Origin of the sequence: Pseudomonas sp. SG20056 (assembly GCF_031764535.1) — a bacterium.
Classification (GTDB): Bacteria; Pseudomonadota; Gammaproteobacteria; order Pseudomonadales; family Pseudomonadaceae; genus Aquipseudomonas.
Genome location: NZ_CP134499.1, coordinates 4125934 through 4150615, shown reverse-complemented (window position 1 = coordinate 4150615; position 24682 = coordinate 4125934). Strand labels below are relative to the sequence as shown.

The 24682-nt window shown below is 61.8% G+C and carries 22 protein-coding genes; 12 read left to right on the top strand and 10 right to left on the bottom strand.

Translation table 11 applies throughout. From position 1 onward, the window contains the following. The first annotated feature begins 12 nt into the window (after nucleotides 1-12). The 5 genes from gcvH to RHP75_RS19580 all read left to right on the top strand — a co-directional run bounded on the left by gcvH (nucleotide 13) and on the right by RHP75_RS19580 (nucleotide 7730). On the top strand, nucleotides 13-402 hold the full coding sequence (gcvH, locus tag RHP75_RS19600) for a glycine cleavage system protein GcvH (RefSeq protein ID WP_311089665.1): 390 nt from the start codon (nucleotides 13-15) through the stop codon (nucleotides 400-402). 329 nt (nucleotides 403-731) lie between these two features. Then, nucleotides 732-3038 (top strand): Orn/Lys/Arg decarboxylase N-terminal domain-containing protein, encoded by a 2307-nt coding sequence (locus RHP75_RS19595; RefSeq protein ID WP_311089664.1) that lies wholly within the window; start codon nucleotides 732-734, stop codon nucleotides 3036-3038. A gap of 38 nt (nucleotides 3039-3076) precedes the next feature. Further along, entirely contained in the window at nucleotides 3077-5377 is a 2301-nt protein-coding gene (locus RHP75_RS19590) for an Orn/Lys/Arg decarboxylase N-terminal domain-containing protein (RefSeq protein ID WP_311089663.1), read from the top strand. Nucleotides 5378-5450: 73 nt separating this feature from the next. Next, nucleotides 5451-6785: a putrescine-ornithine antiporter gene (potE, locus tag RHP75_RS19585; protein ID WP_311089662.1), complete on the top strand. Its 1335-nt coding sequence runs from the start codon at nucleotides 5451-5453 to the stop codon at nucleotides 6783-6785. Nucleotides 6786-6824: 39 nt separating this feature from the next. Beyond that, a complete protein-coding gene (locus RHP75_RS19580; protein WP_160013653.1) occupies nucleotides 6825-7730 on the top strand; it encodes an amino acid ABC transporter substrate-binding protein in 906 nt (301 codons plus the stop codon). Between the two features lie 75 nt (nucleotides 7731-7805). On the opposite strand, the gene RHP75_RS19575 is transcribed toward RHP75_RS19580, so the two are convergent. From RHP75_RS19575 to RHP75_RS19555, 5 genes are all read right to left on the bottom strand, one after another. Further along, nucleotides 7806-8114 (bottom strand): EthD family reductase, encoded by a 309-nt coding sequence (locus RHP75_RS19575; RefSeq protein WP_311089661.1) that lies wholly within the window; start codon nucleotides 8112-8114, stop codon nucleotides 7806-7808. A 35-nt stretch (nucleotides 8115-8149) separates the two neighbouring features. Further along, a complete protein-coding gene (locus tag RHP75_RS19570; RefSeq protein ID WP_311089660.1) occupies nucleotides 8150-9433 on the bottom strand; it encodes an alpha/beta fold hydrolase in 1284 nt (427 codons plus the stop codon). Nucleotides 9434-9451: 18 nt separating this feature from the next. Beyond that, on the bottom strand, nucleotides 9452-9907 hold the full coding sequence (locus RHP75_RS19565) for an NfeD family protein (RefSeq protein ID WP_311089659.1): 456 nt from the start codon (nucleotides 9905-9907) through the stop codon (nucleotides 9452-9454). A 3-nt stretch (nucleotides 9908-9910) separates the two neighbouring features. Further along, on the bottom strand, nucleotides 9911-10831 hold the full coding sequence (locus tag RHP75_RS19560; RefSeq protein ID WP_090380173.1) for an SPFH domain-containing protein: 921 nt from the start codon (nucleotides 10829-10831) through the stop codon (nucleotides 9911-9913). 124 nt (nucleotides 10832-10955) lie between these two features. Continuing rightward, nucleotides 10956-12542 (bottom strand): L,D-transpeptidase family protein, encoded by a 1587-nt coding sequence (locus RHP75_RS19555; RefSeq protein ID WP_311089658.1) that lies wholly within the window; start codon nucleotides 12540-12542, stop codon nucleotides 10956-10958. A gap of 128 nt (nucleotides 12543-12670) precedes the next feature. Here RHP75_RS19555 and RHP75_RS19550 point away from each other — a divergent pair, with 128 nt between their 5' ends. Continuing rightward, nucleotides 12671-13390, top strand: coding sequence for a murein L,D-transpeptidase catalytic domain family protein (locus tag RHP75_RS19550; protein ID WP_409079681.1), 720 nt, complete (start codon nucleotides 12671-12673; stop codon nucleotides 13388-13390). A 14-nt stretch (nucleotides 13391-13404) separates the two neighbouring features. Here the strand turns inward: RHP75_RS19550 and RHP75_RS19545 are convergent, their stop codons facing one another. Together RHP75_RS19545 and rpiA are read right to left on the bottom strand one after the other, a co-directional pair. Then, a complete protein-coding gene (locus RHP75_RS19545) occupies nucleotides 13405-15189 on the bottom strand; it encodes an ATPase, T2SS/T4P/T4SS family (protein WP_311089656.1) in 1785 nt (594 codons plus the stop codon). Nucleotides 15190-15306: 117 nt separating this feature from the next. After that, a complete protein-coding gene (gene rpiA / locus RHP75_RS19540; protein WP_090250294.1) occupies nucleotides 15307-15981 on the bottom strand; it encodes a ribose-5-phosphate isomerase RpiA in 675 nt (224 codons plus the stop codon). Nucleotides 15982-16147: 166 nt separating this feature from the next. Between rpiA and ilvA the strand changes: the two genes are divergently transcribed. Both ilvA and RHP75_RS19530 read left to right on the top strand, forming a co-directional pair. Further along, nucleotides 16148-17662, top strand: coding sequence for a threonine ammonia-lyase, biosynthetic (gene ilvA, locus RHP75_RS19535; protein ID WP_311089654.1), 1515 nt, complete (start codon nucleotides 16148-16150; stop codon nucleotides 17660-17662). 17 nt (nucleotides 17663-17679) lie between these two features. Next, on the top strand, nucleotides 17680-18120 hold the full coding sequence (locus RHP75_RS19530; RefSeq protein WP_311089653.1) for a DUF2269 family protein: 441 nt from the start codon (nucleotides 17680-17682) through the stop codon (nucleotides 18118-18120). Between the two features lie 56 nt (nucleotides 18121-18176). Here the strand turns inward: RHP75_RS19530 and RHP75_RS19525 are convergent, their stop codons facing one another. Then, nucleotides 18177-18830 carry an HAD family hydrolase gene (locus RHP75_RS19525; protein WP_311089652.1) on the bottom strand — a complete coding sequence of 218 codons (654 nt, stop codon included), beginning with the start codon at nucleotides 18828-18830 and terminating at the stop codon, nucleotides 18177-18179. Between the two features lie 156 nt (nucleotides 18831-18986). Here RHP75_RS19525 and RHP75_RS19520 point away from each other — a divergent pair, with 156 nt between their 5' ends. Genes RHP75_RS19520 through RHP75_RS19510 form a run of 3 tightly spaced genes read left to right on the top strand, consistent with a single transcriptional unit; the run spans nucleotide 18987 to nucleotide 22647 of the window. Continuing rightward, on the top strand, nucleotides 18987-19466 hold the full coding sequence (locus RHP75_RS19520; RefSeq protein ID WP_090251327.1) for an RNA pyrophosphohydrolase: 480 nt from the start codon (nucleotides 18987-18989) through the stop codon (nucleotides 19464-19466). Between the two features lie 18 nt (nucleotides 19467-19484). Further along, complete coding sequence (gene ptsP, locus RHP75_RS19515; RefSeq protein ID WP_311089651.1) at nucleotides 19485-21764, top strand: phosphoenolpyruvate--protein phosphotransferase; 2280 nt, start codon at nucleotides 19485-19487, stop codon at nucleotides 21762-21764. 13 nt (nucleotides 21765-21777) lie between these two features. Continuing rightward, entirely contained in the window at nucleotides 21778-22647 is an 870-nt protein-coding gene (locus tag RHP75_RS19510; RefSeq protein ID WP_311089650.1) for a DUF6929 family protein, read from the top strand. A 6-nt stretch (nucleotides 22648-22653) separates the two neighbouring features. Here the strand turns inward: RHP75_RS19510 and RHP75_RS19505 are convergent, their stop codons facing one another. Together RHP75_RS19505 and RHP75_RS19500 are read right to left on the bottom strand one after the other, a co-directional pair. Further along, nucleotides 22654-23400 (bottom strand): NRDE family protein, encoded by a 747-nt coding sequence (locus tag RHP75_RS19505; protein ID WP_311089649.1) that lies wholly within the window; start codon nucleotides 23398-23400, stop codon nucleotides 22654-22656. A 3-nt stretch (nucleotides 23401-23403) separates the two neighbouring features. Further along, nucleotides 23404-23772: a hypothetical protein gene (locus RHP75_RS19500; protein ID WP_311089648.1), complete on the bottom strand. Its 369-nt coding sequence runs from the start codon at nucleotides 23770-23772 to the stop codon at nucleotides 23404-23406. A gap of 122 nt (nucleotides 23773-23894) precedes the next feature. Between RHP75_RS19500 and RHP75_RS19495 the strand changes: the two genes are divergently transcribed. Continuing rightward, entirely contained in the window at nucleotides 23895-24677 is a 783-nt protein-coding gene (locus tag RHP75_RS19495) for a sulfite exporter TauE/SafE family protein (protein WP_311089647.1), read from the top strand. Nucleotides 24678-24682 lie beyond the last annotated feature (5 nt).

Genomic DNA, 24682 nt, shown 5'->3' with positions numbered 1-24682 from the left:
GAGGAACGACACATGAGCAATATCCCCGCCGATCTGCGTTACGCCGCCAGCCACGAGTGGGCGCGCCTGGAAGCCGATGGCAGCGTTACCGTAGGCATTTCCGATCACGCGCAGGAAGCCCTGGGTGATGTGGTATTCATCGAGCTACCAGAAGTCGGCAAGAGCCTGAATGCCGGTCAGGAAGCCGGGGTGGTGGAATCGGTCAAGGCCGCGTCCGACATCTACGCACCGGTCTCCGGTGAAGTGATCGCGATCAACGACGGCCTGGCCGACAGCCCGGAAAGCGTCAACAGCGATCCTTACGGCAGCTGGTTCTTCAAGCTCAAGCCGAGCGATGCCAGCGAGCTGGACAAGCTGCTGGATGCGGCCGCTTACAAGGCCGCCGCCGACAGCGACGCCTAAACCGCCCGCCCTGCTGCAAAACCAAGCCCCGCCTCGCGGGGCTTGGTTGTTTCTGGGCCTTTAACTCTCTCGCGTAATGGCACTGTGCCGCTCTAGCACGGCGATTCGTCGTGCCCAGTTGTTTGTTCGGTCAGAAAGTTTGCGCGGCCCGCGATGCTGACTAGGCTGTTGATCCATGTCACACGATGTTTCCCCACTTGGCGCATAGTGGGGCAAGCAGGCATGCACCAATTCCCCGGTTTCAATGCACTAACCCCTGCACGGTTACTGGGTGCCAGGGTATGGGCAGGGCGACTGCGCTTGCACCAAAGGACGATGGAGGCAGGTTGATGATTGGACGAACCAACAAACCCCTGAAAATGCGCGTACTGATGGTCGACGACGACCTCGGCAGCCCCGCTAGCATGCGTGGGCGCGTGCTCAACGAGCTGGTCGACGAGTTTGCCAGCCGCAATGCCGAGCTGATCAAGGCCACCTCCTACGAGGATGGGTTGGCGGCGGTGATGTCCGATGCGGCGCTGCATTGCATCTGCGTTGATTGGACCCTGGGCAAGAATGACGACAGCTCCCACGCCCAGGCGCTGGAGTTGCTGCGCAGCATTCGCCAGCGCAACGAAAACGTTCCGGTATTTCTGATGGCCGACCGTAATGCCAAGAAGAGCATCACGGTGGAGGCCATGGGGCTGGCCGATGAGTTTGTCTGGATGCTCGAAGACACCGCGCCCTTTGTCGTCGGTCGGGTGATTGCCGCGATCAACCGCTACCTTGAGCACCTACTGCCGCCGTTTACCGATGCACTGCTGCGCTACACCATGAAAGATGAGCATTCCTGGGCTGCGCCGGGGCATCAGGGCGGGATTGCCTTTACCAAGTCACCGGTGGGCCGGGTGTTCTTCGACTTCTTCGGGGAAAACCTGTTTCGCACCGACAGCGGTATCGAACGCGGCAGCCTCGGTTCAGTGCTCGATCACAGCGGCCCAGTGGCAGACTCCGAAGCCTATGTGGCGCGGATCTTTGGCGCCCACGCCAGCTATTCGGTACTCAACGGCACCTCGGGCTCCAACCGTGCGATCTTCATGGCCTGCGTTGGTGAAAACCAGTTCGCCCTGTGCGACCGCAATTGCCACAAATCCATCGAGCAGGGCCTGGTGCTGACTGGCGGCCTGCCGCTGTATATGACGCCGACACGCAACCGCTACGGGATTATCGGCCCGTTGCTGCCCGCGCAGTTCGATGCGCAGCGCATCCAGGTCGCCATTGCCAACCATCCGTTGCGTGCCCAGGCCAAGGGCAGCAAGCCCGTGTATGCCGTGGTCACCAATTGCACCTACGACGGTATGTGCCTGCACGCCGAACGCGCCGAGGGCATGCTGGCGCAGAGCAGCGAGCGCATTCACTTCGATGAAGCCTGGTACGGCTACGCACGCTTCAATCCGCTGTACCAGGGGCGTTACGCCATGCGTGGCGATCCAGCACGCCACCCGGCCGATGGCCCTACGGTGTTTGCCACCCACTCGACCCACAAGTTGCTGGCGGCGCTGTCGCAGTCCTCGTTTATCCATATCCGCAACGGCCGCAATCCGGTCGAGCACAGCCGCTTCAATGAATCCTTCGTGATTCAGGCCAGTACCTCGCCGTTGTACGCGCTGTTCGCCTCCAACGAGGTGGGCGCGGCGATGATGGACGGCAACGGCGGCTATAGCCTGACCCAGGATTCGCTGCGCGAGGCGGTGGATTTCCGCCAGGCGCTGGCGCGTACCCATCGCGAGTTTGCCAGCCGTGGCGACTGGTTCTTCCAGCCATGGAACGCGCCGCAGGTCTGCGATAGCAAAACCGGCAAGACGGTTGATTTTGCCGATGCCGATGCCGAACAACTGACCAGCGATCCCGCCTGCTGGGAGCTGGAGCCAGGCGCTGAATGGCATGGCTTTGCAGGCCTGGAAAAAGGCTGGTGCATGCTCGACCCGATCAAGGTCGGCATCATGGTGCCGGGCATGGGCGCCGACGGCCAGCTGTTGGCGGAGGGCATCCCCGCGCCAATCCTCGGTGCTTTTCTCTACCGCAACAATATCGTGCCGTCGCGCATCACCGACTTTATGGTGCTGTGCCTGTTCAGCATCGGCGTAACCAAGGGCAAGTGGGGCACGCTGATCAACGTGCTGCTGGCCTTCAAGCGCCACTACGACGGCAATGTGGCGCTGGAAAGGGTGCTGCCTGATCTGGTCGCCCAGGCGCCTGAGCGCTACCGCGGCATGGGCCTGCGTGACCTCAGCAACGAGATGTTCGAGTACATGCGCAGCAGCCGCATGGACGCCCTGCAGGCCGAAGCCTTCGGCAACCTGCCGCTGATCGAAACAACCCCGCGTGCTGCATTCCAGGCGCTGCAAACCGGCGAGGTCGAACTGTTGCCGCTGCAACAGGCGGCTGGGCGGGTTACCGGGGTCGGCATCATGCCGTATCCACCGGGCATCCCGATTGTCATGCCCGGCGAGAACCTCGGTCCGCTGGATGGCCCGTGGATTCGTTATATCCAGGCCCTGCAGGATTGGGGTAAGCACTTCCCCGGTTTCGAGAAAGAGGTAGAGGGCGCCGTGCATCAGGACGGCGGTTACCACTTCTGGTGCCTCAAGCGCTAAGGGCTGGCACCCATCAGGTCTATTACAAGGAGTTCATCATGAGTCACGCCAAAGTGCCGTTGCCGGCATCCCTCGCTCAGCGTTACCCGGTGCTGATTGTGGTCAACACCCTGGAGCACCCGGACAGCATCGTTCTGCGCAGCGCCGAGGAGGTGGGTCGGGCCTTGCAGCAACATGGCCTGGAGGTTGAGCGAGTCAGCTCGCTGGATGACGCGGAAATCGCCTTTCGCGCCGACCCAGCCTATTGCTGCGTCATCCTCGGCTGGGGCTTGTGTGAGGAAAACCTGCCGTTAGCGCTGCACCTGATTCAGCTGATCCGCCAGCGCACCGCACAGCTGCCGATCATGCTTGGCATGAGCCAGGCGCATCAGAGCCGGGTGCCGCTGGAGTTTGTCGAAAATATCGACGGCTTTATCTGGCAGCCAGAAGACAGCCCGGAGTTTGTCGCCGGCCGCATCGAAGCCGCTGCCCGGCGTTATCTGGACAGCATCCTGCCGCCATTTTTCGGCGCTTTGGTGAACTTCGCCGACACCCATGAATACTCCTGGCACACCCCAGGGCATACCGGCGGCACGGCCTTTATGAAGACCGCCGTGGGGCGCAGCTTTCTGGACTTTTACGGCGAGCAGATGCTGCGCTCCGACCTCAGTGTGTCGGTGGGTGAGCTGGGTTCGCTGAATGACCACTCCGGGCCGATTGCCGAGGCGGAAAAGAATGCTGCGCGGGTGTTTGGCGCCGATTACACCTTCTTCTCGGTCGGCGGCAGTTCAGCCAGCAACGAGATCGTCCTGCACTCGGCGGTCACCGATGGCGATGCGGTGCTGGTCGATCGCAACTGCCACAAGTCGCTGAACTACGCGCTGAATATGTCCGGTGCGGTGCCGCTGTACCTGCGCCCACGGCGTAACGCCCGCGGGCTGATCGGCCCGGTGCCACGCAGCGAGCTGACGCCCGAGGCGGTGGCGCAGAAAATCGCCGAAAGTCCGCTGATGACCGACAAGCAGGCCCGTCCGGTACTGGCGGTGCTGACCAACTCGACCTACGACGGCCTCTGCTACAACGTGCAGACCACCACCCGCGAACTGAGCCAGAGCGTCGAGCGGATTCACTACGACGAAGCCTGGTACGCCTACGCGCGCTTCAATCCGCTGTATGAAGGTCGCTACGGCATGCACCGTGGCGAACGGCATGCCGATGACGCCACGGTGACCGTTACCCACTCGACCCACAAGCTGCTGGCGGCGCTGTCGCAGGCCTCGATGATCCATATCCGTTCGGGCAAGGTGCCGGTCAAGCCGGCGCTGTTCAACGAGGCGTTCATGATGCACACCTCGACCTCGCCGCAGTACAGCATCATTGCCTCCACCGATGTGTCGGCGAAGATGATGGACGATGCCGGCGAGTACCTCACCGATGAGTCCATCGGTGAAGCCATCGCCTTTCGTCAGGCCATGGTGCGCCTGGGTAATGAGGTGCGTAAGCGCAAACCGCAGGATTGGTGGTTTGGCGTGTGGCAACCGGATGAGGTCAACGGCGTGCCCTTTGCCGACCTCGACCCGCAGACCTTGCGCCAGGGCGATGCCTGGGTGCTCAAGCCGAACGCCAGCTGGCATGGCTTCGGCGACCTGGGCCGTGATTACTGCATGCTCGACCCGATCAAGGTCACCGTGCTGACTCCTGGGCAGACCTTGGAAGGGCAGATGGAGGCCGGCGGCATTCCGGCGCCGCTGGTGTCGTCGTTCCTTGCCAGCCGCGGCATCGTGGTGGAAAAGACCGAGCCGTATTCGATTCTGCTGCTGTTTAGCCTGGGCGTAACCAAGGGCAAGTGGGGTTCGCTGGTCGCCGGGCTGATGGAGTTCAAGAAGCACTACGACAGCAACGCCTCGCTGGAACTGGTGATGCCTGAGCTGGTCGCCAACCACGGCGAACGCTACGCCGGCATGGGCCTCAAGGACCTGGCCGACGCCATGCACCAGGACATGCTCGCCTCCAAGCTGCTGCACAACATGGACGCCGCCTTCAGCCTGCTGCCGGATGTGGTGAGTTCGCCGCGGGCGACGTTTGCCAAACTGGTGAAAGGCCAGATTGAGCAGATCGCCGTGCGTGACATGCTGGACCGCACCGTGGCCGTACAGGTTGTGCCGTATCCACCGGGCATCCCGCTGATGATGCCGGGGGAGAAGGCTGGCGCGGACAAGCAAGCGATCATCGATTACCTGCTGGCGATGGAGCTGTTCGACAGCCACTTCCCCGGTTTCGAGCACGACAACCATGGCGTCGAGATTGAGCGCGATGGCCAGGGCGGGCTGACGTACAGGGTCTATGTGGTCAAACAGTAACGCTTAGCCACTCCCGGCCGGCAGCCTTGGCTGCTGGCCGCGCCAGTGCCACGCAAAGAACAAGGAGAGGTCGATGGCTGAGTCAAGCAAGAAGATGAGCCTGGTGGGGCTCACCACCCTGGTGTCGGTTAACATGATGGGCTCCGGCATCATCATGTTGCCGTCGAGCATGGCCCAGCTGGGCGCAGTTTCGCTGCTGTCGTGGATCATCACGGCAGTCGGCTCCATGGCCATTGCCTACTGTTTCGCCCAGTGCGGCATCTACTGCCACCGCTCGGGCGGTATGTCGGCCTATACCGAGGAGGCGCACGGCAAGTCGGCGTTCTTTCTCTGTTCGTTTCTGTATTTCCTTTCGCTGGCCATCGGCAACGTGGCCATCGGCATTTCTGCGGTGGGTTATCTCACGCCGTTCTTCCCCTGGCTGGGCAGTGGCGCGATTCCGCTGTTTGTCGGCACGGTCGGGCTGATCTGGCTGACCACAGTGGCCAACTTCGGCGGCCCGCGTATCACTGGCAGAATTGGCGCGATCACTGTCTGGGGGGTGATCATTCCGGTGGCGGGACTCAGCCTGATCGGCTGGTTCTGGTTTGATCCGGCGGTGTTGAAGGAGGCCTGGAACCCGCACAGCCTGAAGATCAGCGATGCCATTGCGCAGAGTATTCCGCTGACCCTGTGGGCCTTCCTCGGTATGGAATCGGCGGCGCAGAACTCCGATGCGGTGGAAAATCCAGAGCGCAATGTGCCACTGGCCTGCCTGTTCGGCACCCTCGGCGCAGCCGTGGTGTATGTGCTGTCGACCACGGTGATTCAGGGCATTGTGCCGAATGCCGAACTGGCCAACTCCAGCGCGCCATTTGCCTATGTCTATGCGCAGATGTTCAACCCCTTTATCGGCAACATCATCATGGGCCTGGCTGTCATGGCCTGTATCGGCTCGCTGCTGGGTTGGCAGTTCACTTTGGCGCAAACGGCCAAGGTCACGGCGGACCAGGGCATGTTCCTCAAACTGTTCGGCAAGGTCACGGCAGCCAATGCACCGGTGATCGGCATGATCGTGTGCGGGGTGCTGCAAACCCTGTTGGCGCTTTCGACCATCTCGCCGAACGCCAGCGCGCAGTTCAGCAAGTTGGTCAATCTGGCGGCCGTCACCAACCTGATCCCCTATGTCACGGCGCTCTCCGGGTTGTTGGTGATCATGTACAAGGCGCGGGTCAGCGCGGCGGTGTACACGCGCAACCTCGTGGTGCTGATGGTGGCGATGGTCTATTGCTTCTACGCCCTGTATGCCTCGGGCAAGGATGCGGTGTTCGGCGCGATGCTGGTGCTGGCGCTGGGCTACCTGCTGTACGGCTTTATCGCCAAGCGCTTTGTTGCCGAGCAACCCACGCCCGGTAAGGCGCGAGTATGAAAGCGGACTGCCAAGCCATCTGAATCTGGGGATATGGACATGAACGGACAACTGCTAAAACCCATCAATCTGCTGCTGGCCTGCCTGCTCGCTATGCCGCTGTTGGCTGGCGCCAGTACGCTGGAACGCGTGCGCAGCAGCAACAGCCTGACCCTCGGTTACCTGCCGGATATCGCGCCCTTCAGCAGCCAGCAGGACGGCCAGCCCAGCGGCTATGCCATCGAACTGTGCGAGCAGGTTGCCGCGCATATTAAATCCGAGCTGGGTCTGGCCGATCTGCAGGTGCGTTACCAGGCGTTGGAGGAGGCCGAGAGCATCGCCGCGGTCAGCGCGGGCAGCATCGACATTCTCTGCTCGCCGACCCTAGAAACGCTGACAGAGCGCAAGGCGGTGAGCTTCTCGCTGCCGATCTACACCGCCGGCCTTGCCGCACTGGTGCGTGAGGATGCCTCGCCGGCGCTGATCAATGTGCTTAACGGCAAAGTGGCGCACAGTGGCCCGACCTGGCGAGCCACCATCAACCGCGGCCTGGCCAATCATACCTATGCGGTAACCGAGGGCGGCGCGACCGAAGCCTGGGTGCGTCAGCAGCAGAACCAGCTGGGCGTGGTTGCCACTCTGGTGACGGTCGTTAACCCGGAGCAGGGAGTGCAACTGGTGGCGGATGGCAAGGCCGATGCGTTCTTTTCTGAGCGCATCCTGCTGCAGAACTACCTGGCCAAGAACAAGGATGCCAGCGAGATGAGGGTGCTGGAGCGCATTTACGAATTCGCCCCGGTGGCCATGGCCCTGGCCCGTGATGATGAAGACCTGCGCCTGTTGGTGGATACCGCGCTGAGTGAAAGCTACCGTTCCGGCGAGCTGGAGAAAATCTACCGCCGCCACCTGGGTGAGCCGGGTGAGATGGTCAAGGTGTTGTTCAAGGTCTACGCATTGCCGCGATAACGGATGCATTGGCGTGGTGTAACAAGGCCGCCAATGGGCGGCCTTGTTGTGGGGTATTGGCGTCTGCGTGTCGCACTAGATGAGCACTTCATCAATCTGCAGCAGTGGCTGGATATCGGTGAAGTTGGCGATGTCGCCGATGATGGTTGGGCCGTGTTGCGCCAACGTCGCCTGAAACGCTTCAACCGAGCTTATCCAGATATTCGCCAGGCAGATGAACGCCGCCGGTGCGCCATCCGGTGTCGCTAGGCCCTTGCGTACCTGGCTGTTGAGGCAGTTGCCGGCGAGCAGGCGAGTGACCATGGGGGTGTGCTGTTCGAGGTAATAGCTGAAGTCGAAGCGGGCACCGGCTGTCTGTGGGTAAGCGATGGACACGCAGTACATGATGGCTCTCCTGTTATGCAGGTGTGCGGTAGCGGTCAGGTATCGTTCGCGGGTTTGCAGCCGTGAGCGGGTAGGCTGCTTAGGGCCCGCTCAAGCAAGGCATGGCTGCGTCTGCTGTTGAGGATGCTGGTATGGGTTTCGTCGAGCAGGTACAGGCGTTCAGCTTCATCCTGGGCGGCGGCACGCAGTGCGCTGGCCAGGGGCACTGTGCCGTCATTCGGATTGGGCAGCAGGCGTGTGTTGCCGGCATAGCTGACCAGCAGCCATTGGCGCATATGCGTCGGCAGCGGCGTGGCAAACAGGCGTTGCAGGTAAGGGCTGCCCGGCGCCATATCGCGCCACACTGGAATATCCAGCGGCACGTCACGCACTCCGCTAGCCGCCGAGGGGTGGCCATCCCAGGGTGTCGACAACGTGATAAAGAGGCAGAGGCGTTGGTTGTCATCCGCGCTCAACAGCTGCACGGCACGCCGCGCCACCAGGCCGCCCATGCTGTGGGCAAACACATGCAGACGCGGCGGTGTGTGGCGTAACTGCAGATCACGGATGGCGACGCTGAGCATATAGGCGCTGTTGCTTAGCGGCAGGCCGCTGGGGAAGTGGTAGAGCACCAGCTGGTAACGCTGCAGGTCGAGGTTTGCGGCCAGTGCCTGCCAGACGCGTGGCGAGGAGTTGATGCCGTGGACCAGAACGATCGGTTCCTTGTGCTTATCCCAAGGCGCGAGCAGGTACAGGCCATAGCCCTGTTCGCGCATAAAGGTCAGTGGTTGCCAGGCACCCAGGCGCACATTGTTATCGTTGAAACGCGTGTCATCGAAGCTTACCGGTTGCAGGTAGTTGCTCTGCATGCGCGGTTGTTCGTGGTACAGCACCTCCAGGCTGAGGTCCAGCGCCGGGGCTTGCTGCAAGTCAGAGGCAGTGAGGCGCAGTGGGTTGAGCTGACTCAAGCGTGCTCGCTCGTCCGCTTTCGGTTGCACGCTAAGAGGTGCGCTCTGGGCATTGCTCAGCCAGTGACGGGGCTCGTCGCTATCGAGGATGAAGTTGCCGTTACGGTCATCGAAACCCAGCAACTGGTAAGCAGCCGGCGCGGCGGTGAAGTAAAAGGTCTCACCGGGAGCGGCAATACGGTAGGCGATCAGTTTGCTGTCTGCATCAAGCAGCGCGACCAGCGCGCTGCGGCCGGAATCCGAAATTTGCAGCTGGCCGGGAATCAGCAGCAGCTCCTGGCGGGCCTGCTGCATTTCCTTATTCAGTTTCAGCAGGCTGCAGCCGCTACTGAGCAGCAGCGCAGCGGCCAGTAACACAGGCCATCCGCTCATCCGGCCACCTCGTGGGGCTTAACTTGCGTGCTCGGCCTCAACTCGCAACAGCACGCCATCCTGGCCCACCACCCGCACTGGCGTGCCGGCTGGTAGATCCGCGCCAATTACCAGCCACAGGCTGTCGCCGGCCTTGATCTTGCCGCGTCCACCGCTGATCGCTTCGTGCAGAACAAAGGTGCGGCCGACGAATTCGCTGCCGCGCTGGTTCAGCCCCGGCTGGTCGGAAGGCTTGGCAGCACTGCGCTGACGTTGCCACCAGAACACTGCAGTGAGTATCGAGAGCAGGCCGAACAGGATGAACTGCGCAGCCCATGGCAGACCGGGGAAGATAAAGGTCAGCAGGCCGACGCTGGCGGCGGCCAGGCCGATCCACAGCAGGTAACCGCCGGCACCAAACACTTCGAGAATCAGCAGCAGCGTGCCGAACGCCAGCCAGTTCCAGTACGACAGGTGCTGTAAAAAGTCCCACATGGTTTAACCCTTCTTCTCGCCGAAGGTGGCTTTGACAATTTCGCTGATACCACCCACTGCGCCGATCACCTGGCTGGCTTCCAGCGGCATCAGGATGACTTTGCTGTTATTGGCGCTGGCCAGTTGGCCGAGGGCTTCGATGTATTTCTGCGCGACGAAGTAGTTGACCGCCTGCACGTTGCCCTGGGCGATGGCTTCGGAAACCATGCGCGTGGCTTCGGCTTCTGCCTGGGCGGCACGTTCGCGCGCTTCGGCTTCGAGGAAGGCAGCCTGGCGCTGGCCTTCGGCCTTGAGGATGTCGCCCTGCTTCTGCCCTTCGGCGGTGAGAATGGCAGCGGCGCGCAGGCCTTCGGCTTCGAGAATCTGTGCGCGCTTGATCCGCTCGGCTTTCATCTGCCCGGACATGGCGGCCATCAGGTCGGCGGGTGGGCTGATGTCCTTGATTTCGATCCGGGTGATCTTGATGCCCCAGGGTGCGGTGGCTTCATCGACGGTGCGTAGCAGGCGTTCGTTGATGGCGTCGCGCTGGCCGAGCATGGCGTCCAGCTCCATGGAGCCGAGCACGGTACGGATATTGGTCATCACCAGGTTGCGGATGGCGTGTTCGAGGTTGTTCACCTCGTAGGCGGCCTGGGCCGAGTTGATGATCTGAAAGAAGCAGATGGCGTCGATCTGCACCGTGGCGTTATCGGCGGTGATCACTTCCTGGGGTGGAATATCCAGCACGTTTTCCATCACATTGAGCTTGCGGCCGATCTTGTCCATCACCGGGACGATGATGTTCAGGCCCGGCTTGAGGGTGTTGGTGTAACGGCCAAAGCGCTCCACCGTCCACTCGAAGCCTTGCGGCACGACCTTGAAGCCCATAAAGACGATGGCGACGGCGAGGCCGACAAAGAGAAAAATGACGCTGCCGATTTCCATGTGGTGTAGTTCCTTGGCGGATTTTAGTCTGCGGATTAGCTGTTCAGGTATCTAAGCACAGTTGGCGTTGGCGCTGCTGTCGATGGCGTTGCAGAGTGTGCCGATCAACGGTCATAGCTGCCGATCAGTGCACGCTTGGCGCCAGGGCTTTTATCAGGTGCGCGTCGCGCGTGTAGATATCCGGGTAGTAGCGCAGGGCCCCGTCCTTGCTGGCTTCGACTGTCCAGTAGGCAATCAGCAGTGGCGCCGGATGCTGCAGGCGGTATTGCTGGGTTTCGCCGCTGGCGATACGCGTTTGCACGCTGCTCAGCTCATCCGGGGTGAGTAGCCAGGCGAGCAGGGTGTCGACCGCCTCGACCCTTACGCAGCCCGAGCTGAAGGCGCGCGGCGCCTTGCTGAACAGCTGCTGGCTGGGCGTGTCGTGCAGATAGACCGCAAATGGATTGTCAAAGCGCACCGCGACGCGGCCGAGCGGGTTATGGCTGCCGGCCGATTGGCGCAGGTGGATCGCTCCGGGGCTTTCCCAGTCGATGCTTTGCGGATCGAGCAGGTTACCGTCACGGTCGAGCACACTCATCTGATGGCGCTCCAGGTAGCTGATGTCGTCGCGAATAGCCGGCAGTTTGTCTTCGCGCAGAATGGTCGGTGGCACAGTCCAGGTCGGGTTGAGGGTCAGCCGCACAATGCGGGAGGCGAGCAGCGGCGTTTGCCGTTCGGCGCGGCCGACCTGGGTGCGGCTGCGCCAGAGCAGTTGGTTATTGCGCCGTACCTGAATTTCGGCGGCGGCGACATTGATCAGCACTTCGACATCGCGCATAGAGTCGGCCAGCCAGCGCAGGCGTTCAAGGTTGGCGCGCAGCTGCTCGCGACGCAGCTGTGGGCTGACATTCAGCTCGGTCAGGCTGGCGGGGCCGAGAATGCCATCCGGGTTAAGGCCGTGGTCGCGTTGAAAGTTCTCCAGCGCGATTTGTGTAGCCAGATCATAGGTGCTGCCCAGTTCTTCTGGTGGTACAGCCAGGTAGCCCTGGGCGATCAGGCGTGCGCGCAAAGCTGGCAGTCGCGCATCCTTGCCGCCGGGTTTGAGCAGTGGCCCGCTGGCCAGCGTTGCCCACGCCTGCAGTGGCTGTAGGCGTTGTTGCGCATAGGCGCTGCGTAGCCGCTGGTATTGCGCGGTGGCCGGCCGTGCGCTGGCAAAGGCCAGGGATGGCGTGTGCAGATGCAGCAGAGCGAGCGACAGGGTGGCCAGTTGCGGGTCCGGGTTGGTTTGCCCTGGCGCCTGCCACAGTGGTTCCAGACGTTGTTGCAGCAAGCGGCCGCGGCGCAGGTGCAGCAGGGCCTGCAGGTAGCTGTGGCTGGTCAGCAGTTCCGCGCAGTCGCGCTGCAGGTCGAAGTTTTCCGCAACCAGGCTGGGCAGCAGATAGTCGCTGGGCTGCAGGCCATCATCGGCCAGTTGCGCCAGCTGTTCGCGCAATTGCAGCAGCTGCTCGCTGCTCTGCCAGGCCGGCTGGCCGTCGCGTTGCGCATAAAAAGCCTGCAGCAGACGCTGAGCATTCTCGTCTAGGCTTGTGGGGAGTGGGCTGCAGCGCTGCGTCACCTGAGCCAGTAGTGGGCGCAGGTCGGCGCTGGTGGCAAAGGACGCATGGGTGGCATTGGCGACCAATGGCAGGGTGAGCAGGGCAGCGCTCAGGTAGAGTGTGCATTTTTTGAACAATCTACTGCTCCAGTCCTTGGCTCTGAATAGAATCCCGCAGGTGGGATTTAACACAAAAAGTATAGACAGGCCGTAGTTGGATCTTGTGACAGGACGTCCTGGGGTCAGTACCTTGAGGTATTTGCGCAATGTTTGGACGTCTTGGCAGGTTCTGCCTGATCGGGTTTTGGCTTTCTTGCATGCCCTTGTCGGCGACTGCAACCGAGCAGGATGGCTTGCTCAGGGATCTGGCGCGGATTGCGCCTGGGCTCAATCAGCAGGCGCTGCAGCATGCGCTGGCGGCCATGCAGTGTGCGGTCAATCATGGCGCTGATCCAGCGCGTCGTCTCGCCGTAATCGATTATTCGCGGCCTTCTACCGAACGGCGGTTGTGGATCTTTGATCTGCAGCGCAAGCGTCTGCTATTGCGTGACTATGTCGCCCACGGGCGCAAATCCGGGGAGAACTTTGCCGAAGCGTTTTCCAATCGTCTGGGCAGCCACCAATCCAGTCTGGGGCTGTTCCGCACGGCGGAAAGCTACCGCGGCAAGCATGGCTATTCCCTGCGCATGGATGGTCTGGAGCCTGGGCTGAATGACCTGGCCCGCGAGCGTGCCATCGTGATTCACGGCGCCGGTTATGTCAGCCCGCGCTGGGCACAGAAACATGGGCGCATCGGCCGTAGCCTGGGTTGCCCGGCGGTGCGTCCGGAAGTGGCGCGGATGGTGGTCGATCAGCTCAAGGGTGGGCAGTTTCTCTTCGCCTGGCATTCCAATCGGCGCTTGCTGCAAGCCTCCGCCTACCTAGATTGCAAACCGCAGCGGGTGGCGAGCATCCTCGCCCGCCAGCAGCGTTTGCCCAGAAGCTGAGACATCCGCCGGCGCTATTTCTGCTCGCTCTGCGGGGTAACCCGCAGCACTTCCTCAATGGTAGTCAGGCCGGCAGCGACTTTCTGCGCGCCGGATAGGCGCAGGCTGCGCATACCTTCTTTGAACGCATGCCGGCGCAGGGCAATCAGGTCGGTGTCGGCGGTAATCAGCGGCTTCATTGCGTCATTGATCAGCATGATTTCATAGACACCGGCGCGGCCACGGTAGCCGGTGTCGCGGCATTCCAGGCAGCCGACAGCGCTGCAGGCTTGAGTCGGCAGTGGTGCACTCCAGGGTTTGGTCAGGCTTTGCCAGCCGTCTTCATCCAATTCCTGGGGGGCTTTGCAGTGCGGGCACAGGGTGCGCACCAGGCGCTGGGCCATTACACCGAGCAGGGTGGCCTTGAGCAGGTAATGCGGTACGCCCAGTTCGAGCAGGCGGGTGATGGCGCTGGGCGCGTCGTTGGTGTGCAGGGTTGAGAGCACCAGGTGGCCGGTGAGCGCGGCCTGGATCGCCATCTCGGCGGTTTCCAGGTCGCGGATTTCGCCGACCATGATGATGTCCGGGTCCTGGCGCATCAGTGCGCGTACGCCGCTGGCGAAGGTCAGGTCGATATTGCTCTGCACTTGCATCTGGTTGAAGGTGCCCTCGATCATCTCGATCGGGTCTTCGATGGTGCAGACATTGACCTCAGGCGTGGCCAACTGCTTAAGCGTGGTGTACAGGGTGGTGGTCTTGCCCGAGCCGGTGGGGCCGGTGACCAAAATGATGCCGTTGGGCTGCGATGTCATGCTCTGCCAGCGTTTCAGGTCATCGGCGGAGAAACCCAGCTGATCGAAGCTTTTCAGCAGCACTTCCGGGTCGAAGATCCGCATCACCATCTTCTCGCCAAAGGCGGTGGGCAGGGTCGACAGGCGCAGTTCCACTTCGCCGCCGTCCGGGGTTTTGGTCTTGACCCGGCCGTCCTGCGGTTTGCGTTTTTCTGCAACGTTCATCCGGCCCAGGCTTTTCAGGCGGCTGACAATGGCCATGGTGACCTGCGGCGGAAATTGATAGACGGTGTGCAGTACGCCGTCGATGCGAAAGCGCACGCTGCCCTGCTCGCGGCGCGGCTCGATATGAATATCGCTGGCGCGTTGGGTAAAGGCGTACTGGAACAGCCAGTCGACGATATTGACGATATGCGCGTCGTTGGCATCTGGCTCCTGATCCTGGGCGCCGAGGTTGAGGAGTTGCTCGAAGTTACCGGCGCCGCTGATTTTCATATCACCGGCCGAGGCGCCGCTGACCGATTTGGCCAGGCGGTAGAACTCCACGGTAAAGCGCTGGATCTCCGTCGGGCTGGCGACCACGCGCTTGATCGGGCGCTTGAGCACGTGGATCAGGTTGGCTTCCCAGCTGTGCACCAGGGGCTGACTGCTGGCGATGGTCACGCTGTCGTTGTCCACCGCCACGGCAAGAATCTTGTGGCGCTGGGCGAAGGCGTAGGACATCAGTGGGGTGACGGCGGCGACATCAATCTTCAGTGGGTCAATTCGTAAATATGGCTGGCCGGATTGCTCCGCCAACCAGACGGTCAGGTCTTCCAGTTCAAGCTTCTTGCCGGGCTTTTTCAGGTCGTCGAGTTGTTGGGCTGCGAGAAATTCCAGCGGGTGCTGCTTATTGTTGACCGCGCTGCGGCGGATCGTCAGACATTGTTCGGCATTGTCCTGATCGGTTCGGCCTTGGGCGACCAGCTCACGCAGCAGGTCGGCGAGTTCCAACTGGCGATCATGGGCGGACGAGACGAATGCGGACATAAAGCTCCCTGACGATCCTGATAACTAAGCAATATCAGCAGCATGACGCCAAGGGGGCGAGCTGTCTGCCGACTTGATCCATTTTTGCACAGCCGCCAGCCCTTACCGTTACGGATGTCAGGCGCGCTTAAGGGTTTTCACACCTTCTGCGGTGCCAAGTAGCAGCAGGTCAGCCGGTCGTGCGGCGAACAGGCCGTTGGTGACCACGCCGACGATGGCATTGATCTGGCTTTCCAGCTCCACCGGGTTGGTGATCGATAGATTGAACACGTCGAGAATGATATTGCCGTTGTCGGTCACCACGCCTTCGCGGTACACCGGGTCGCCGCCGAGTTTGACCAATTGGCGGGCGACATGGCTGCGCGCCATCGGGATCACTTCCACCGGCAGTGGGAAGGCACCCAGCACCGGCACCAGCTTGCTGGCGTCGGCGATGCAGATAAAGGTCTGTGCCACGGCCGCGACGATCTTCTCGCGGGTCAGGGCCGCGCCACCGCCCTTGATCAGGTTGAGGTGCTCGTCGCTCTCGTCGGCGCCGTCGACATAGAACTCCAGATCGCTGACGGTATTCAGCTCATACACCGGAATGCCATGGCCCTTGAGGCGTGCGGCGGTGGCTTCGGAACTGGCCACGGCACCGTCGAATTCCATCTTGTGCTTGGCCAGGGCATCGATAAAGCAGTTGGCGGTGGAGCCGGTGCCGACTCCGATCACACTCTTGGCGTCGAGTTTGGGGAGAATAAAGTCGACGGCAGCCTGGGCGACGGCTTGCTTGAGTTGATCCTGATTCATCTTTAGGCCTGGTGTGGGATTGTGGGATGGTGGAAAGGCGCGAATTATAGCCTGACTGAGGCGCCAGCGGGCCGCTGGCCGGGAAAACCCCGTAGCTTGTATGGTCGTTCGGCGCAACGCTGGGGTAGACTCGCGGACTCCCTGAAAAGCCGCCTGCGATCACGCCATGCTCGAACAGTACGTCAAGAAAATCCTCACCTCGCGCGTCTATGACGTAGCGGTGGAAACCCCGCTGCAAGCCGCCAACCAGCTTTCCGAGCGGCTGGCTAACCAGATTTTGCTCAAGCGCGAAGACCTGCAGCCGGTGTACTCGTTCAAGATTCGTGGCGCTTACAACAAGCTGGCGCAGCTCTCGGCCGAAGAACAGGCGCGTGGCGTGGTGACCGCCTCGGCCGGCAACCATGCTCAGGGCCTGGCACTGGCGGCCAAGGTGCTGGGGGTCAAGGCGACCATCGTGATGCCCAAGACCACCCCGGAGATCAAGGTGCAGGGCGTGCGCTCGCGCGGCGGCAAGGTGGTTCTGCACGGCGACAGCTTTCCCGAAGCACTGGCCTATTCGCTGAAACTGGTGGACGAGAAGGGCTACATCTATATCCACCCCTACGATGATCCGCACACCATCGCCGGCCAGGGCACCGTGGCTATGGAAATCCTCCGTCAGCAGCCGGGCGCAATCGATGCGATCTTTGTGCCGGTGGGCGGCGGCGGCCTGATTGCGGGTATCGCCGCCTACGTCAAATACCTGCGCCCGGAGATCAAGGTCATCGGTGTCGAACCGGACGATTCCAACTGCCTGCAAGCCGCGATGGCCGCCGGTGAGCGCGTGGTACTGCCGAGCGTCGGGCTGTTTGCCGATGGCGTGGCGGTGGCGCAGATCGGTCAGCACACCTTCGATGTCTGCAAGGACCATGTCGACGAGGTGATCACCGTCAGCACCGACGAAATCTGTGCGGCGATCAAGGACATCTACGACGACACCCGTTCGATCACCGAGCCGGCCGGTGCGCTGAGTGTGGCTGGAATCAAGAAGTACGTGGAGCGCGAAGGCTGCAGTGGGCGCGTGCTGGTCGGCATCGATTCGGGCGCCAACGTCAACTTCGATCGCCTGCGCCACGTTGCCGAGCGTGCCGAGCTGGGCGAGAAACGCGAAGCGATCATCGCCGTAACCATCCCCGAGCAGCCGGGCAGTTTCAAGGCGTTCTGCGAAGCCATCGGCAAGCGGCAGATCACCGAGTTCAACTACCGCTATCACGAGGACAAGGAAGCGCACATTTTTGTCGGCGTGCAGACTCACCCGGAAAACGACCCACGAGCAGCGCTGGTGCAGGGCCTGCGTGACCAGGGTTTCCCGGTGCTGGACCTGACTGACAACGAACTGGCCAAGTTGCATATCCGCCATATGGTCGGCGGCCATGCGGCGGCGGTGCCGGATGAGTGTGTGTACCGCTTCGAGTTTCCCGAACGGCCGGGTGCGCTGTTCAATTTCTTACAGAAATTGGGTGGGCGCTGGAATATCTCGATGTTCCACTATCGCAACCACGGCGCGGCTGATGGGCGCGTGGTGGCGGGCCTGCAGGTGCCTCAGGCGGAGCGTGATCTGGTGCCGGCGGCGCTGGAAGCCATCGGCTATCCCTATTGGGATGAGAGCGACAACCCGGCGTACAAACTCTTTTTAGGTTAATCGGCAGGAGCTGATCGATGGAACATTACCCACTGCTGAAAATTCTCCACAGTGCACCGGGCGTGCTGTTGCTGCTGGGCGTGCTGGCGCACGTGTTTATGCTCTGGAAGGCGTCGCGTGGCGGCGACAACGCGCTGCTGCAGCGCAAGCTCAAACGCACGCGGCTGATCAGCCTGCCAGTGTTCGGCCTGCTGGCCCTGAGCCTGCCGGTCAGCGGCTGGTGGCTGGTCAATCTGGCGGGTTTTCCGCTGGGGCAGACCTGGCTGCTGGTCAGCAGTGTGCTGTTCGGTGTGCTGGTGCTGATTGGCCTGCTGCTCAATGGTCGTCTGGCGGCCTGGCAGGCGTTGGGCGCTAGCCCCGCACCGGCCAAGTTGCTGCGTTGGTGTGCGGTGTATGCTGGGCTGATCGTGCTGCTGTTGCTGGTGATTATGGGGCTGATGGGTGCCAAGCCGGTCTGATCAACATCCAACTAAAAACGCCGCCTGATCAGGCGGCGTTTTTAGTTGCGGGGGATTTAGCGCAGTGAGATCACGGGCCAGCCGCGCTTTTCCGCTTCGGTGCGCAGTTTCGGGTCGGGGTCTACGGCGAAGGGGTGAGTGACTTGCTCCAGCAGCGGCAGGTCGTTCATGGAGTCGCTGTAGAAGTAGCTGTCGTTGAGGTTCAGGCCGCTTTCCGCCAGCCAGCGGTTCAGACGGGTGACCTTGCCTTCCTTGAAGCAAGGCACGTCGGTGGTGCGTCCGGTGTAGCGGCCGTCGACCATTTCGCATTCGGTGGCCAGCAGGGTGTCGACGCCCAGGCGCGCGGCAATCGGCGCCGTGACGAAGCGGTTGGTCGCGGTGATGATCAACAGCTTGTCACCGGCCTCGCGGTGTTCGGCGAGCAGCGCTTCGCCCTTGGCGAGTATGATCGGCTCGACGCAATCGCGCATAAATTCGCGGTGCCACTGCGCCAGTTGGGCCATTTCCGTGCGGCCGAGGATTTCCAGGCTGAAATTCAGGTAATCGGTGATGTTCAGGCGGCCGGCCAGGTAGTCCTGATAGAAGTCGTCGTTGCGCGCCTTGTAGGCAATGCCATCGAGGATGCCGCGTTCACACAGGTAATCGCCCCAGGCGTGGTCGCTGTCGCCACCGAGCAGGGTGTTGTCGAGATCGAATAAAGCCAAACGCACGGGAGCCCCTTTAAATAGCCAGCCACGAAAGGCGGCCAGAATAACGGCTTTTATAGGTCAATCCTATTACGCGGGCCGCTCGCGTTGCTGCTGCCTCGGCCTTTGTGGAACAATGCCAGCATGTCTTAAATTCAGGCGTTTACGAGGTTGTGTGCCGTGATCGATTCCGATGGTTTTCGCCCGAATGTCGGCATCATCCTGACCAATGATGTCGGCCAGGTGCTGTGGGCGCGTCGGATAAACCAGGACGCCTGGCAGTTCCCACAAGGTGGGATCAATGACCATGAGTCGCCGGAAGAGGCGCTGTACCGCGAATTGAACGAAGAAGTGGGCCTGGAGCAGCAGGATGTGAAAATTCTCGCCTGCACCCGGGGCTGGTTGCGTTATCGTCTGCCCCAGCGCTTGGTGCGCACGCACAGCCAGCCGCTGTGCATCGGGCAGAAACAGAAGTGGTTCCTTCTGCGTTTGACTGGTGCAGAGGATAGGGTGCGCATGGACCTGACCGGTAAGCCGGAGTTCGACGGCTGGCGCTGGGTCAGTTACTGGTACCCGCTGGGCCAGGTGGTGACATTCAAGCGCGAGGTTTACCGTCGCGCCCTCAAGGAACTCGCTCCGCGCCTTTTGGCGCGCGACTGACACAGGCTAGAGCCAAGCATGCTCAATACGCTGCGCAAGATTGTCCAGGAAGTAAATGCCGCCAAGGACCTCAAGGCGGCGCTGGGCATTATCGTGCAGCGAGTGCGCGAGGCCATGGGTAGCCAGGTTTGCTCGGTCTACCTGCTCGACCCGGAAAGCAATCGCTTTGTGCTGATGGCCACCGAGGGTCTGAACAAGAAGGCCATCGGCAAAGTCAGCATGGCGCCCAATGAAGGTCTGGTCGGCCTGGTTGGTACGCGCGAAGAGCCGCTTAACCTCGAACACGCCTCCGAACACCCGCGCTATCGCTACTTTGCCGAGACCGGTGAGGAGCGTTACGCCTCATTCCTGGGTGCGCCGATCATTCACCACCGCAAGGTGATGGGTGTATTGGTCATCCAGCAGAAAGAGCAGCGCCAGTTCGACGAGGGCGAAGAAGCCTTCCTGGTCACTATGAGCGCGCAGCTCGCCGGAGTTATCGCCCACGCTGAAGCCACGGGCTCGATTCGCGGCCTGGGTCGGCAGGGCAAGGGCATTCAGGAAGCCAAGTTCATCGGCGTACCGGGTTCGCCTGGCGCGGCCGTGGGCACGGCGGTGGTGGTATTGCCGCCGGCCGATCTGGAAGTGGTACCCGATAAGACTGTCGACGATATCGCTGCTGAGCTGAGCCTGTTCAACAACGCTCTGGAAGGTGTGCGCAGCGACATGCGCGCGTTGTCGGCGAAGATGGCCACTCAGCTGCGCCCCGAAGAGCGCGCGCTGTTCGACGTCTACCTGATGATGCTGGAAGACGCCGCTCTGGGTAACGAGGTGGTCAAGGTCATCCGTACCGGCCAGTGGGCCCAAGGCGCACTGCGGCAGGTGATTGGCGAACACATCAACCGTTTCGAGTTGATGGACGACGCCTACCTGCGTGAGCGCGCCAGCGATGTCAAAGACCTCGGCCGGCGCCTGCTCGCTTACCTGCAGCAGGCTCGTCAGCAAACTCTGGTGTATCCGGACAACTGCATTCTGGTCAGCGAAGAGCTGTCGCCGGCGATGCTTGGCGAGGTGCCGGAAGGCAAGTTGGTCGGCTTGGTTTCGGTACAGGGCTCTGGTAACTCGCATGTGGCGATCTTTGCCCGTGCCATGGGTATCCCCACGGTCATGGGCGTGGTCGACCTGCCGTATTCGAAGATCGACGGCATTCAGCTGATCGTCGATGGCTACCACGGCGAGGTGTTTACCAACCCCAGCGAAGTGTTGCGCAAGCAATACGCCGAAGTGGTCGAGGAAGAGCGTCAGCTGGCCCAGGGCCTCGACGCGCTGCGTGCCTTGCCCTGCGAAACCCTCGACGGCCACCGCATGCCGCTGTGGGTCAACACCGGCCTACTCGCCGATGTAAAACGCGCTCAGGAGCGCGGCGCCGAAGGTGTTGGCCTGTACCGCACTGAAGTGCCCTTTATGATCAAGGAGCGCTTCCCCAGCGAGAAGGAACAGCTGGCGATTTATCGTGAACAGCTGGCTGCCTTCCACCCGCTGCCGGTGACCATGCGCAGCCTGGATATCGGCGGCGACAAGGCACTGAGCTATTTCCCGATCAAGGAAGACAACCCCTTCCTCGGCTGGCGCGGTATCCGGGTCACCCTCGACCACCCGGAAATCTTCCTGGTGCAGACTCGCGCCATGCTCAAGGCCAGTGAAGGGCTGAACAACCTGCGCATTCTGCTGCCGATGATTTCCGGGATTCAGGAACTGGAAGAAGCGCTGCACCTGATTCACCGCGCCTGGGGCGAAGTGCGCGACGAAGGCACCGACGTGCCGCTGCCACCGGTCGGGGTGATGATCGAGATTCCGGCGGCGGTCTATCAAGTGCGCGAACTGGCACGCCAAGTCGACTTCCTCTCGGTTGGCTCGAATGACCTGACCCAATATCTATTGGCCGTGGACCGTAACAACCCGCGCGTCGCTGACCTTTACGACTTCCTCCACCCAGCCGTGTTGCAGGCGTTACGCCTAGTGGTGGCCGGCGCCCATGCCGAAGGCAAGCCGGTGAGCATTTGCGGCGAGATGGCCGGTGACCCGGCGTGCGCCGTGTTGCTGATGGCCATGGGCTTCGATGGCCTGTCGATGAACGCCACCAACCTGCCCAAGGTGAAATGGCTGCTACGCCAGATCAGCATGGGCAAGGCCCAGGAATTGCTCGGTCAGGTGATGAGCATCGACAACCCGCAGGTGATCCACAGCACCCTGCAACTGGCCCTGCGCAACCTCGGCCTGGGTCGCATGATCAATCCGGCGTCGGATATCCAGGCGTGAGTGCACGCAGCTCGTGCTGAACCTCGCGGATAACTTTCTGCAGCTGCGCCAACTCGCCACCCTGCACCTGTCGGCGGCCAGTGCATTGGTGTGTCAGGGCCAGAACCTCTGGGTACTGGCTGACGATGCACTGGTGCTGCAACGCTACAACCTGAATGGCGACTGGCAGGCCGAGCTTACGTTGCTGCCAGGTGAGTTGCCCGCCGACGCCAAGCAACGCAAACGCCTTAAACCTGATTTCGAAGCACTGTTGTCATTGCCAGGTGACGGCCTGTTGGCTCTGGGCTCGGGCTCCACTGAGCGCCGCTGCCGCGGTTGTCTGGTTGAGTCTGGCAGTGTGCGCGTTATCGACCTCAGCCCCTTGTATGGGGCGCTCGCTGAGCGCTTTCAGGATCTGAATATCGAAGGCGGTGTGGCCTATGGCAGGCAGTTACTGCTGGCGCAGCGTGGCAATGGTCGTGGCCGAGAAAATGCTCTGGTACTGCTCGACCTGACCCAGGTGCTGCGCGATCTGCAGGATGGACAACTGAGCGCCGCCGCGCTGCAGCGGATTGTGCCGCTGCAATTACCGGAGCTGGACGGCGTGCCACTAAGCCTCACCGATCTCAGCATGGCGCCCAGTGGCACGCTGTATTTCACCGCGACGGCGGAGGCCACCGATTCCAGCTACCTGGACGGTGCCTGTGTCGGCAGCGTGCTTGGGCGGCTCGACGCGCAGCTGGTCGTTGTTGGGCTGAACCGTCTGGCGCCTGTGGTGAAGATCGAGGGGTTGGCCTTCCACGCCGATGGTCAGCCGCTGCTGGTGGCCGATGCCGACGATCCGGCGATTGCCTCACCGCTGTTTACCCTTGATCGATTCAGCGAATTGACCTGCAGCGACTGAACCACTTCAGCACTGCAACACCACTTCACCCAAACAGCTGCCATTGCTGCCGAACGTGCGCTCGGCCATCACGCGGCTGCCGTCGGCATTGACGATCAACGCCGTACTGGCGCGGGTGCCGTAGGTGACGCTGGCAATAAATATGCTGGACAGCAGCCGCTCGCCGGTCAGGCCGATGCCGGTTTGTGGCAGCTCAGCGTCCGCCGCGCGGGTGGGGTCGGCCAGCAGCTTGAGCAGCGTCTGTGGATGCGGTTGATGCAAGTTGTTGTGCAGCGCCTGCTTGGCCCGTTGCAGCTTGGGCCATGGCGTGTCCAGATCGGCATTCGACAGGCCGTGTACGCCTTCCGCCAGCGGCTTGGCGCGTCCGCTTAGGGAGTTGAAGTGCCAGAGTTGCTGGCTGTCACCGAGCAGCAGGTTGAAGCCGCTGTAGTGCCGACGCTGCTCGTGCAGGTGATGCAGAAAATCTTCGACGCTGTGGCTGCCAGCAAGAAAGGCCACCGGCAACTCGCCTCGCGAGCGGCTGCCTTGAGCCTGGCCGGGGTCGCGAATATTGGTCAGGGCTGCAAAGCGCCCGTCGGGGCCGACGCCAAGCCAGGTGCCGCCGGCCTGCAGATCGCGTCCGGCAATTACCCCCGGCACATCGGGCCATTCAGCCAACGGTTGGCTGGGGCGTTCATAGAACTCATCACGGTTGGCTGCCAGCAGCAGCGGCTGGGCATGGCCCGGTCGCCAGGCCAGGACGATCAGGCACATAAGTTAGCTCCTTAACTTGGCCAGCACGCCGGCGTTGTCCAGTTCGTTGCCCAGATGCAGGCGTACCTTGCGCGCGCCGCAACCGAGGCCGAGTTCCAGCAAGATGCGCTCTTCGACCTGTGACAGGCCGCCTTCCAGACGCTCCAGCGGTTGAATCAACAGCTGCGGCGGTCGGCTCAGGCGCAGAAAACGCTTGGGCAGGATTTCCTCGACGCCGCGCTGAAGCAGTTGTTGCGCCGCCGCAAAATCCGCTACCAGCAGGCGTTGGTTGCTGAACGCTGGATCAGCCTGCAGGTGGAGCGAGCGACCACTTTGCAGATGCGTCAGGTGCATCTGGTTACAACTCAGCTTCAGGTACAGGGTTGGGCGCATGTTGGTCTATTCCACAGGCGATGGAAGGCACTTTACGCAAAGCGTGGGCGGACATCCATCGCCCAAAGTAGAGTCCGGCCCTGTGCATCCGTTACCATGCCGGATTGTTTGCGGGGGTGCTGATGGAACTGCTGCTGTATTTGGTCCTGGGGGCTGCCGCCGGAACGCTTGCCGGGTTATTTGGCGTGGGCGGCGGCATTATCATCGTGCCGGTGCTGGTGTTGAGTTTTGCTGCGCAGGGCTTTGATCCGATGATTCTGACCCACCTGGCGGTAGGCACCTCGCTGGCGACGATCATCTTCACCTCGATCAACTCGGTGCTGGAGCACCAGCGTAAAGGCGCCGTGTTGTGGCCGGTATTTGCCTGGATGACCCTGGGTATTCTGCTCGGCGCAGGGCTTGGGGCAATGACTGCAGCGGCGATTCAGGGGCCGCTGTTGCAGAAGTTCATCGGCGTGTTCGCGATCATTATTGCCGTGCAAATGGCCCTGGAACTGAAACCCAAGGCCAGCCGCACTGTCCCAGGCAAGCCGGCACTGACCCTGGCCGGTGGCGTGATTGGCTGGGCTTCGGCGATTTTCGGGATTGGCGGCGGCTCGCTGACCGTACCGTTCCTGACCTGGCGTAGCGTGCCTATGCAGCAGGCGGTGGCTACTTCTTCGGCCTGTGGCTTGCCGATTGCCATCGCCAGTGCCCTGAGTTTTATCTGGCTGGGCTGGGATAAAACCGCGCTGCCGGAGTGGAGTCTGGGTTTTGTCTACCTGCCGGCGCTGCTGGGGATTGCGATTCCCAGCATGTACTTTGCCCGTGTCGGCGCACGCCTGGCGCACAAGCTGTCGCCGCGCCTGCTCAAGCGTCTGTTTGCCCTGCTGCTGTTTAGCGTGGGCTTAAGTTTCCTGATCTAAGGAGT